Annotated in this window: 1 protein-coding gene and 1 pseudogene; both read left to right on the top strand. The window is 74.8% G+C overall.

Translation table 11 applies throughout. The features are described 5' to 3' along the window. Nucleotides 1–16 precede the first annotated feature (16 nt). A pseudogene (locus K7G61_RS35090) lies at nucleotides 17–9,427 on the top strand (SDR family NAD(P)-dependent oxidoreductase); the annotation flags it as partial. A 37-nt stretch (nucleotides 9,428–9,464) separates the two neighbouring features. Next, nucleotides 9,465–12,336 (top strand): type I polyketide synthase (locus K7G61_RS35080; protein WP_225851210.1); only part of this gene is annotated, 2,872 nt, incomplete at its 3' end.

The following is a 12,336-nucleotide window of genomic DNA, read 5'->3' as shown; positions in this document are numbered from 1 at the left end:
CGATGCGTTGGACGCGGTGTGCGCGTACTTCGACGCGGAGCTGGAGCGGCCGCTGCGTGAGGTGATGTTCGAGGCGGAGTCGGTGGATCTGGACCGTACCGTCTATACGCAGGCCGCGTTGTTCGCCCTTGAGGTGGCGCTGTTCCGGTTGGTGGAGTCCTGGGGTGTGCGGCCCGACTTCGTCACTGGTCATTCGATCGGTGAGCTGGCCGCGGTGCATGTGGCGGGGGTCGTGGACCTGCCGGACGCGGTTCGGCTGGTGGCCGCCCGCGGTCGGCTGATGCAGGCGTTGCCGGCTGGTGGCGCGATGCTGGCGGTGCAGGCGGATGAGGCGGCCGTGCGTGAGGCACTGGGCGGGCGGGACGACGTGGCGGTCGCCGCGGTCAACGGGCCCGAGGCCATCGTCGTCTCGGGTGCGGGTGACACGATCGCCGAGTTGGAGGCGGTGTGGCGTTCGCAGGGCCGTAAGGTCAAGCGGCTGGCGGTCTCGCATGCGTTCCATTCGCCGTTGATGGAGCCGATGCTGGCGGACTTCCGCAGTGTCGCGGAGTCGTTGACGTACCACGCTCCCCGTATTCCGGTGGTGTCGAACGTCACTGGTGATCTGACCGGTGACCTCACCGACCCCGCGTACTGGGTGACGCATGTCCGCGAGGCGGTGCGGTTCGCCGACGGCATACGGGGTCTGCATGCCGAGGGTGTGCGGACGTTTTTGGAGTTGGGGCCGGATGGTGTGCTGTCGGCGTTGGCTCAGGACGTTCTGAGTGGTGTCGGTGATGTGGTGGCCGCTGCGGTGCAGCGGGCGGGTCGTGCGGGTGTGGAGGCGTTGTTCACGGGTGTGGCGGCGGCGTTCACGCATGGGGTGGACGTGGACTGGGGGGCGGTGTTCGCCGGTACCGGTGCCCGCCGCGTCGACCTGCCCACCTACGCCTTCCAGCACGCCCGGTACTGGCCCGAGGCCGCCCCGGACGCCGGCGGCGCCGCGGCGGGCGAGCAGGACAGCGTGGACGCCGCGTTCTGGGAGGCCGTCGAGCGCGAGGACCTGGCGTCGGTCGCCGCCGCGCTGCGGCTGGAGGAAGACGGCGCCCTCGGCGACGTGCTCCCGGCGCTGTCCGCGTGGCGGCGCACCGGCCAGGACCGCCGGCTGGTGGACACCTGGCGCTACGCCCTGCGGTGGGAACGGCAGCCCGGTGCGGCCGTCCCGGCGCCGCCCGGCCCCTGGTGGGTCACCGGCACCGGCGACGCCCCCCGCGACGTGCTGGACGCGCTCGCCGCAGGCGGGTTCACCCTCACCCACCTGCCTCCCGTAGCGGCCGGTACCGACGACTCGCCGACCACCCGCGAGGCGCTGGCGGCCGAGTTCGCACAGGCCCTGGCCGCCGGCGCCCGCCCGGCCGGCGTGCTGTCCCTCGCCGCGCTGACCGCGGACGACGCCGAGGAAGCGGTCGCCGCCACCCTGCTGACTCTCCAGGCCCTCGGCGACGCCGGGGTGGATGCGCCCCTGTGGTGCGCGACCCGCGGCGCCGTCGCCGCGACCGCCGGGGACGAGACCTCCCTCGACCCCGCCCAGGCCCGGCTGTGGGGCCTGGGCCGGGTCGCCGCGCTGGAGCACCCGGACCGCTGGGGCGGCCTGGTGGACCTGCCCGCCGCCCTCGGCACGCGGGGCGGCACGCGGCTGTGCGCCGCGCTGTCGCAGAGCGCCGAGGACCAGCTCGTGATCCGCGCCGACGGCCTTTACGCCGCCCGCCTGGAGCGCGTCGCCGCCCCCGCGGACCCCGCCGACGTCCCGTGGCGGCCGCGCGGCACCGTCCTGGTCACCGGCGGCACCGGCGCCCTGGGCGGCCACGTCGCCCGCTGGCTGGCCGAGGGCGGTGCCGAGCACCTGCTGCTCGCCGGACGGCGCGGCCTCGACGCGCCGGGCGCGGTGGAGCTGCGCGACGAGCTGACCGGGCTCGGTGCCCGCGTCACCGTCGCCGCCTGCGACACCGCCGACCGCGAAGCCGTCCGCGCGCTGCTGGCGGCCGTGCCCGCCGACGCGCCGCTGAGCGCCGTCGTGCACGCCGCCGGAGTCCTGGACGACGGTGTGCTGGACGGCATGACCCCGGACCGGTTCCGCACCGTACTCGCCGCCAAATCCGTGGCCGCCCGGCACCTGCACGAGCTGACCCGGGACCTGGGCCTTGACGCCTTCGTGCTGTTCTCCTCGATCGCCGGCACCCTCGGCAGCACCGGGCAGGGCAACTACGCCGCCGCCAACGCCGAGTTGGACGCCCTCGCCCACCACCGCCGCGCCCTCGGCCTGCCCGCCACCTCCATCGCCTGGGGCCCGTGGGCGGGCGGCGGCATGGCCGCCGCGGGCGCCGCCGAGGACCGGATGCGGCGCGGCCCCGTCACGCCGATGCCGCCCGCCGCCGCGATCGCCGCCCTCCAGCAGGCGCTGGACCGCGACGACACGCTGCTCACCGTCGCCGACATCGACTGGGCCCGCCTGGTCGCCGCCCAGGTCTCCGCCCGGCCGAGCCGCCTGCTGAACCGGATCCCCGAGGCGCGCGCCGCCGTCGCCGCGCTGGAACGGGCCGCCGCCGAGGACGCCGGCCGCCCGGCCGGGCTGCTCGCCGACCTCGCGGGCAAGAACGCCGAGGAGACCGCCCGGACCCTGCTCACCCTGGTGCGCACCCATGTCGCGCTGGCCCTCGGCCACCCGTCGTACGAGACCGTCGATCCGGGCCGCGCGTTCAAGGACCTGGGCTTCGACTCGCTGACCGCCGTCGAGCTGCGCAACCGGCTGGGCGCGGCCACCGGCCTGAACCTGCCCTCCACCCTGGTCTTCGACTATCCGACCGCCGAGCACCTCGCGGTGTTCCTGCGCGGGGAACTCCTCGGCGACACCGGCGGAGCCGCCACCGAGGCGGCCACCGCCACCGCCCTCGACGAGCCGATCGCCATCGTCGCGATGAGCTGCCGCTTCCCCGGCGGGGTCAGCACCCCCGAGGAGCTGTGGGACCTGGTGGCCGCGGGCACCGACGCCGTCACCGAGTTCCCGACCGACCGCAACTGGGACCTCGACGCCCTCTACCACCCCGACCCCGACCACAAGGGCACCTCGTACGTCAACACCGGCGGGTTCCTGACCGCGCCCGGCGAGTTCGACACCGAGTTCTTCGGTATCTCCCCGCGCGAGGCCCTGGCCACCGACCCGCAGCAGCGGCTGCTGCTGGAGACGTCGTGGGAGGCGTTCGAGCGGGCCGGCATCGACCCGCACACGCTGCGCGGCTCCCGTACCGGTGTGTTCGTCGGCTCCAACGGCCAGGACTACCCGGCGCTGTTCCTCGGCGCGCCCGAGACCACCGAGGGTTACGGCAGCACCGGGGCCGCCGCGAGCGTCGTCTCCGGCCGGCTGTCCTACACCTTCGGGCTCGAAGGCCCCGCCGTCACCGTCGACACCGCCTGCTCCTCCTCGTCCGTGGCCCTGCACCTGGCCGTGCAGGCGCTGCGGGGCGGTGAGTGCACGATGGCGCTGGCCGGCGGTGTGACCGTCATGACGACACCGGGCGCGTTCATCGAGTTCAGCCGGCAGCGCGGCCTGGCCGCCGACGGGCGGTGCAAGCCCTTCGCGGCCGCCGCCGACGGCACCGGCTGGGGCGAGGGCGTCGGCATGCTGCTGGTCGAGCGGCTGTCCGACGCACAGCGCAACGGCCACCCCGTACTCGCGGTCGTGCGCGGCTCCGCGATCAACCAGGACGGCGCCAGCAACGGCCTGACCGCCCCCAACGGCCCCTCGCAGCAACGCGTGATCCGGCAGGCCCTCGCCAACGCCCGCCTCACGCCCGCCGACATCGACGCCGTCGAGGCGCACGGCACCGGCACCACCCTCGGCGACCCCATCGAGGCACAGGCCCTCATCGCCACCTACGGCAAGGACCGCGCCCCCGAACGACCGCTGCTGCTCGGCTCGGTGAAGTCCAACATCGGCCACACCCAGGCCGCCTCCGGCGTCGCCGGCGTCATCAAGATGGTCATGGCGATGCGGCACGGCACCCTGCCGCGCAGCCTCCACGTGGACGAGCCCACCCCGCACGTCGACTGGTCCGCAGGCACCGTCGAACTCCTCACCGAGGCCACGGCCTGGCCGGCGCACGACGGCCCGCGCCGCGCCGCCGTCTCCTCCTTCGGCGTCAGCGGCACCAACGTCCACACCATCATCGAGCAGGCGCCCGACGCCGTCCCGGCACCAAGGCCGCGCGACACGGACCCGCGCCCCTTCGGCGAACCGGTGGTCGTGCCGTGGCCGCTGTCCGCCCGCGGCACCGACGCCCTCGCGGGGCAGGCCGAACGGCTCGCCGCGTTCGCCGCCGCCTCCGGCCACGACACAGCCGCCGTCGGCGCCGCCCTGGCCGCCGGCCGGTCCGTCTTCGAGGACCGCGCCGTCGTCCTGGGCCGCGAACGCGACGAACTGCACGCCGCCCTCACCGCCCTCGCCACGGGCGGCGAGTCGCCCGCCCTCGTCACCGGATCCGCGGCCGGCACCGGAACCGGCGTCGTCCTGGTCTTCCCCGGCCAGGGCTCCCAGTGGGCCGGCATGGCCGCCGAACTCATGGCCGCCAGCCCCGTGTTCGCCGAATCCATCGCCGCCTGCGAACGCGCCCTCGCCCCCTTCACCGACTGGACGCTCACCGAGGCGCTCGACGACGAGACGCTGCTGGAACGCGTGGACATCGTCCAGCCCGCGCTGTTCGCCGTCATGGTGTCGCTGGCGCGCCTGTGGCGCGCCGCGGGCGTCACCCCGTCGGCCGTCATCGGCCACTCGCAGGGCGAGATCGCCGCGGCCGCCGTCGCCGGGGCCCTGTCCCTGGAGGACGCCGCACGGGTCGTCGCGCTGCGCGCCCGGGCCATCGCCCGTATCGCCGGCTCCGGCGGCATGGTCTCGCTGTTCTGCTCCGCCGAACGCGCCACCGAACTGCTGGCCGGCTACGAGGGCCGCGTCGGGATCGCCGCCGTCAACGGCCCGGACTCCACCGTGGTGTCCGGCGAGGCCACCGCACTCGACACCTTCATGGCCACCTGCGCCGACGCCGGCGTCGACGCCCGCCGCGTCAACGTCGACTACGCCTCGCACTCCCCGCAGATGGAGGAACTGCGGGCGGAAATCCTCGACGCCCTCGCCCCGGTCACCCCGCGGGCACCCGAGATCCCCATGCTCTCCACGTACACCGGCCAGTGGGTCCAGGCCGACACGCTCGGCGCCTCCTACTGGTACGAGAACCTGCGCCACCCCGTGCACCTGCGCCGGGCCGTGCAGGAGCTCGCCGGCGCCGGCCACCGGCTGTTCGTGGAGTCCAGCCCGCACCCGGTCCTCACCGTCGGCGTCCAGGGCACCCTCGACGCCGCCGGCGTCACGGGCGCCCACGCCCAGGGCACCCTGCGCCGCGGCCACGGTGGCACCGGCCGGTTCCTCACCTCGCTCGCCGAGGCGTGGACGCGCGGCGCCGCCGTCGACTGGAGCCGGCTGCTGCCGGCCCCCGCCGGTCACGTCGACCTGCCCACGTACGCATTCCGCCGCCGCCGCTACTGGCCGCCGGTGTTCGCCGCCCGCGGCGGCGACGTCACCACCGCGGGACTCGGCACCGCCGGCCATCCGATGCTGGGCGCCGCGCTCTCGCTCGCCGTCGGCGACGGACTGCTGTTCACCAGCCGCCTGTCCGCGCGGACCCACCCATGGATCGCCGACCACGCGGTCATGGGCGCGGTCCTGCTGCCCGGCACCGCGTTCGTGGAACTCGCCGTCCACGCCGGCGACCAGGCCGGCTGCGACACCGTCGAGGAACTCACCCTGGAGGCCCCGCTGGTCCTGCCCGAACGCGGCGCCGTCCGCGTCCAGGTCAGGGTCGGCGCCGCCGACCAGGCCGGGCGCCGCACCCTGGAGATCCACTCCTGCCGCGAGGCAGAAGAGGACGCCGTCACCGACGGGGCCGGCATCACCGGCGAGACCTGGACCCGGCACGCCGGCGGCGTCCTCGCCGCCGGCTGGGCGGCCACCCCCCGAGGCGCCGACCTCACCGCGTGGCCGCCGCCCGGCGCCACCGCCGTCCCCGTCGACGGGCTCTACGAGGGCCTCGCCGACCGGGGGTACGGCTACGGACCGTCCTTCCAGGGCCTGAAGGCGGTGTGGCGGCGCGGCACGGAGGTCTTCGCCGAGGTCGCCCTGCCCGAGGACCAGCACAGCGCCGCCGCCGGCTTCGGCCTCCACCCGGCGCTGCTCGACGCGGCCCTGCACACCATCGGCCTGGGCGAACGCACCGGCCTTGTCGACGGCCCCGCCGGACGCGCCCTGCTGCCCTTCTCCTGGACCGGTTTCACCCTGCTGGCCTCCGGCGCCGGCGCCCTGCGGGTCCGCCTCACCCCCGCGGGGCCCGACGCCGTCACCGTGGACGTCGCCGACGCCACCGGCGCCCCGGTCGCCACCGCCGAAGCCCTCACCCTGCGGGAGATCTCCCCCGAACTGCTCGACGCGGCCCCCGGCGGCGCCGACCGCTCCCTGTACCGCATGGAATGGGTGCCCGCCGCCGACGTGCCCCTCGACACCGAGCCCTGGACGCTCCTCGGCGCCGACCCCCTCGCCCTCGCCGACACCATCGGCGGCCGCACCCGCGAACTGACCCGCCACGACGACCTCGCCGGCTACCTCAGCGCCCTCGGCGCCGACCCGGCCGCGGGCACCGCCACCGTCGTCACCCACCTGCTGCCCGACGGCCCCGCCGTCCGCACCACCGAGGAGGTCCACGCCGCCACCCACGCCGCCCTGGAGCTGATCCAGACCTGGCTGGCCGACGACAACGCCGCCGACCAGCGCCTCACCCTCGTCACCCGCGGCGCCCTGGCCACCAGCGGCGGGGAGGACGCGACGGACCTGGCGGCCGCCGCCGTGTGGGGCCTGGTCCGCACCGCCCAGTCGGAGAACCCGCTGCGCCTCCAGCTCGTCGACGTCGACGCCACCGCGCCCGCGGAGGCCCTGGCCACCGCGGTCGCCTCCACCGAACCGCAGATCGCGGTGCGCGGCACCACCGTGCTGATCCCGCGGCTGGCCCGCGCCGCGAACTCCTCGGCGTTCACCACGCCGCCCGGAACCGCGTGGCGGCTCGCCGTCGCCCACGAAGGCACCCTCGAAGGGCTGACCCTCGCCCCCGCCCCCGACACCCGGCAGCCGCTGGAACCCCACCAGATCCGCGTCGCGATGCGCGCCGCCGGCGTCAACTTCCGTGACGTGCTGCTCGCCCTGGGCATGTACCCGGACCCGTCACTGCTCGGCAGCGAGGGCGCCGGCGTCGTCCTGGAGACCGGCTCCGACGTCACCGGCCTCACCCCCGGCGACCGCATCATGGGCATGATCACCGGAGGCTTCGGCCCCACCGCGGTCACCGACCACCGCACCGTCACCCGCATACCCGACGGCTGGACCTTCACCGAGGCCGCCACCACCCCCATCGTCTTCCTCACCGCCTGGTACGCCTTCCGCGACCTGGCCGACCTCAAGCCCGGCGAACGGGTCCTGATCCACGCGGGCGCCGGCGGTGTCGGCATGGCCGCCGTCCAACTGGCCCGCCACCTGGGCGCCGAGGTGTTCGCCACCGCGAGCCCCGGCAAGTGGGACACCCTGCGCGGCCTCGGCCTCGACGACGACCACATCGCCAACTCCCGCGACACCGGCTTCGCCGGGAAATTCCTCGCGGTCACGGGCGGCCAGGGCGTCGACGTCGTCCTCAACTCCCTCGCCCGGGAGTTCGTGGACGCCTCGCTCGAGCTGCTGCCGCGCGGCGGCCGGTTCGTCGAAATGGGCAAGACCGACATCCGCGACGCGGCCACGGTGCCCGGCGGCGTGGCCTACCGGGCGTTCGACCTCGCCGAGGCCGGCCCCGACCGCACCGCCGAGATGCTCACCGAACTCGTAGCCCTCTTCGCCACCGGCGCCGTCCGCACCCTGCCGGTCCGCGCCTGGGACGTCCGCGACGCCCGCGAGGCGTTCCGCCACGTCAGCCAGGCCCGCCACACCGGCAAGGTCGTCCTGACCCTGCCCCGGGCCCTCGACCCCGCCGGCACCGTCCTGGTCACCGGCGCCACCGGCACCCTCGGCGGACTCGTCGCCAAACGCCTGGTCACCGACCACGGGGTGCGCCACCTGCTGCTGCTCAGCCGGACCGGCGGCGCCGCCCCCGGCGCGGCCGAACTCGTCGCCGACCTCAACGCCTTGGGCGCCACCGTCACCCTCACCCGCGCCGACACCGCCGACCGCGGCCAACTGACCGCCGCCCTCGCCACCATCCCGGCCGACCACCCCCTCACCGGCGTCGTCCACGCCGCCGGCGTCCTCGACGACGGCGTGATCGGCGCCCAGACCCCGCAGCGCCTCGACACCGTGCTGCGCCCCAAGGCCGCCGCCGGCGCCCTGCTGCACGAACTCACCGCCGGCGCCGACCTGGCCGCCTTCGTCCTCTTCTCCTCCGCCGCCTCCACCTTCGGCGCCGCCGGCCAGGGCAACTACGCCGCCGCCAACGCCTACCTCGACGGCCTCGCCCAGCACCGCCGGGCCCGCGGCCTGCCCGGCCTCTCCCTCGCGTGGGGCCTGTGGGAGCAGTCCAGCACCATGACCGGCCACCTGGACACCGCCGACCTGCGCCGCGTCTCCCGCGGCGGCACCCTGCGGCTGGCCACCGAGGAGGGCCTCACCCTCCTCGACGCCGCCCTCAGCCGCCCCGAACCCCTCCTGGTCCCCGTCGCCCTCGACCCGGCCGCCCTGCGCGAGCAGGCCGCCGCCGGCGCCCTCTCACCGCTGCTGCGCGGCCTCGTACGCGGCCCCGCCCGCCGTACCGCGGCCGCCCCCGCCGCCGGCGGACCCGGCACCGCGGGCCTCACCGAACGCCTCACCGGGCTCACCCCCGCCGACCGCGACCGGGCCCTGCTCGACCTGGTCCGCGGCCACGTCGCCGTCGTCCTCGGCCACGAGTCCGCCGACACCGTCAACCCGGACCGCGCCTTCAAGGAACTCGGCTTCGACTCGCTGACCGCCGTCGAGCTCCGCAACCGGCTCGGCGCGGTCAGCGGCCTGCGGCTGCCCGCCACCATCGTCTTCGACCACCCCAGCCCGCGCGCCCTGGCCGACCTGCTGCGCGCCGAACTCGGCCTGGACCACGGCCCGGCGACCCCCGCCACGCCCGCCCTGGCCGAACTCGACGCCCTGGAGGCCGCCCTCGCGGGCCTCACGACCGGCGGCACCGAAACCGCCGCCGTCACCGCACGACTGGAGACCCTGCTGTCCAAGTGGAGGGACGCGCAGGGGACATCCACCAGCACCACCGCCGACGCCAGGGAGATCGACTCGGCGACGGACGACGACCTCTTCGACCTCATCGACGAGGAGTTCGGTCTCTCCTGACCGGCCTCGCGTCACGCTGCCCCGATAGGTGATTCACGTGGAGAACGAAGAAAAGCTCCGGGACTACCTGAAGCGAGTCACCGCCGACCTGCGCCGCAGCAGGCAGCGGTTGCGCGACATCGAGGCAGCCGAGCAGGAACCCGTCGCCATCGTCGGCATGGCGTGCCGCTTCCCCGGCGGGGTCACCTCACCGGAGGAACTGTGGCAGCTCGTGGTCACCGGGGGGGACGCCATCGGCGGCTTCCCCGAGGACCGCGGCTGGGACCTCGCCGCCCTGTACGACCCCGACGGCGACACCCCCGGCACCAGCTACGTCCAAGGCGGCGGGTTCCTGCACAACGCGGCCGAGTTCGACCCCGGCTTCTTCGGCATCTCGCCGCGTGAGGCCCTGGCCATGGACCCGCAGCAGCGCCTCGCCCTGGAGACCGCCTGGGAGGTCTGCGAACGCGCCGGCATCGACCCGCGCACCCTGCGCGGCAGCGACACCGGCGTGTTCGTCGGCGCCGCCTACAGCGGCTACACCAACGGCGTCCACCCCATGCCCGAGGGCCTGGAGGGCCACCTCCTCACCGGCAACGTCACCAGCGCCGCCTCCGGCCGCATCTCCTACACCCTCGGACTCGAAGGCCCCGCCGTCACCGTCGACACCGCCTGCTCCTCCTCGCTGGTCGCCCTCCACCTCGCCCAGCGCGCCCTGCGTGCCGGCGAGTGCTCCCTCGCCCTCGCCGGCGGCGTCACCGTGATGACCAACCCCGGCACCCTCACCGAGTTCAGCAAGCAGAAAGGGCTGGCCACCGACGGGCGGTGCAAGCCGTTCGCCGCCGCCGCCGACGGCTTCGGCAGCTCCGAAGGCGTCGGCATGCTCCTCGTGGAACGCCTCGGCGACGCCCGCCGCAACGGCCACCGCGTACTGGCCGTCCTGCGGGGCTCGGCCGTCAACCAGGACGGCGCCAGCAACGGCCTGACCGCCCCCAACGGCCCCTCCCAGCAGCGCGTCATCCGCCAGGCGCTGGCGGCCGCACGCCTCACACCGGGCGACATCGACGCCGTCGAGGCCCACGGCACCGGCACCCCGCTCGGGGACCCCATCGAGGCGCAGGCCCTCATCGCCACCTACGGACACGACCGCGAGGCAGACCACCCCCTCTACATCGGCTCGGTGAAGTCCAACATCGGCCACACCCAGGCCGCCGCCGGCGTCGCCGGCGTCATCAAGACGGTCATGGCACTGCGCCACGGCGTCCTGCCCGCCACCATCCACCTGGACGAGCCGACCCCCCACGTCGACTGGACCGCCGGAGACGTCGACCTGCTGACGCAGCGTCAGGACTGGCCGGAGACGGGACGACCGCGCCGCGCGGGCGTCTCCTCCTTCGGGATCAGTGGGACGAACGCGCACGTCGTCCTGGAACAGGCGCCGGACGCCGGAACGGAGGCCGGTACGGAGGCCGGTACGGAGGCCGCGCCCGACGCGGAGCCCGCCGCCGACGAGCGGCGGCCCGCGACCGCCGCACCGCGCCCCTTCGGCGTGCAGCCGGTGGTGCCGTGGGTGGTCTCGGGTCGGGGTGAGGCGGCGTTGCGGGCGCAGGCGGGGCGGTTGGCGGGGGTTGTTGCGGGTGTTGATCCGGGTGCGGTGGCGGCTGTTTTGGTGCGGGGTCGTGCGGTGTTCGAGGACCGTGCGGTGGTGTTGGGCGCGGATGCGGACGAGCTGGTGGCGGGGTTGCCTGAGGTGGCGTCGGGTGGTGGGGTCTGTGGGCGTGTTGAGGGTGATGGTCGTGTGGTGTTCGTGTTCCCTGGTCAGGGGTCGCAGTGGGTGGGGATGGCGCGTGAGTTGATTGCTGCTTCGCCGGTGTTCGCGGAGTCGATCGCGGCGTGTGAGCGGGCGTTGGGGCCGTATGTGGAGTGGTCGTTGGGTGAGGCGTTGGATGATGCGGGGTTGTTGGAGCGGGTGGATGTGGTGCAGCCGGCGTTGTTCGCGGTGATGGTGTCGTTGGCGGCGGTGTGGCGTTCGCTGGGTGTGGAGCCGGCGGCGGTGGTGGGGCATTCGCAGGGGGAGATTGCGGCTGCGGCGGTGGCGGGTGCGTTGTCGTTGGGGGATGCGGCGCGGGTGGTGGCGTTGCGGGCGAAGTCCCTGCTGCGGGTGGCGGGTACGGGTGGGATGGTGTTGCTGTTCTGCTCGGCGCGGAAGGCGACCGAGTTGCTGGCCGGGTTCGAGGGCCGGGTGGGGATCGCGGCGGTGAACGGGCCGGGTTCCACGGTCGTGTCGGGTCTGGCGGATGCCCTGGACGCGTTCATGGTCACGTGTGCGGAGGCGGGGGTGGACGCCCGCAGGGTGAATGTGGACTACGCCTCGCATTCGGCCGGGATGGAGCCGCTGGAGGAGGAGATCCTCGACCTGCTGGCCACGATCGAGCCACAGGCCCCGTCGGTTCCCATGTTCTCGACCTATACGGGAAGGTGGGTCGAGGCCGACACGCTCGGTGCTTCGTACTGGTACGAGAACCTGCGCCATCCGGTGCAGTTGGAGAGCGCCGTTGCCGCGCTCGCAGAGTCCGGTCACCGCGTCTTTGTCGAGGCCAGCCCGCACCCCGTCCTGACCGTGGGTGTGCAGGACACTCTTGACGAGCATGGTGGCGGTGTCGCCCTGGGTACGCTGCGCCGCGAGCAGGGCGGCGTACGCAGGGTTCTCACGTCGGCGGCCGAGGCATGGACCCGAGGCGCGTCCGTCGACTGGATGCGGGTCGTCCCCGAGGAGTCGCGAGGCGACGTGGAGCTGCCCACGTATGCCTTCCAGCGGGAGCGGTTCTGGCTGGAGAGCGGTGGGGTGGTCGAGTCGGGTGGTGGGTCGGTCGATGTGGTGGAGGCGGGGTTCTGGGCGGCTGTGGAGCGGGGTGATGTTGCGGGGATCA

The sequence above is a fragment of the Streptomyces sp. HPF1205 genome, assembly GCF_020400825.1.
Classification (GTDB): Bacteria; Actinomycetota; Actinomycetes; order Streptomycetales; family Streptomycetaceae; genus Actinacidiphila.
This window is presented reverse-complemented; position numbering and strand designations above follow the sequence as displayed.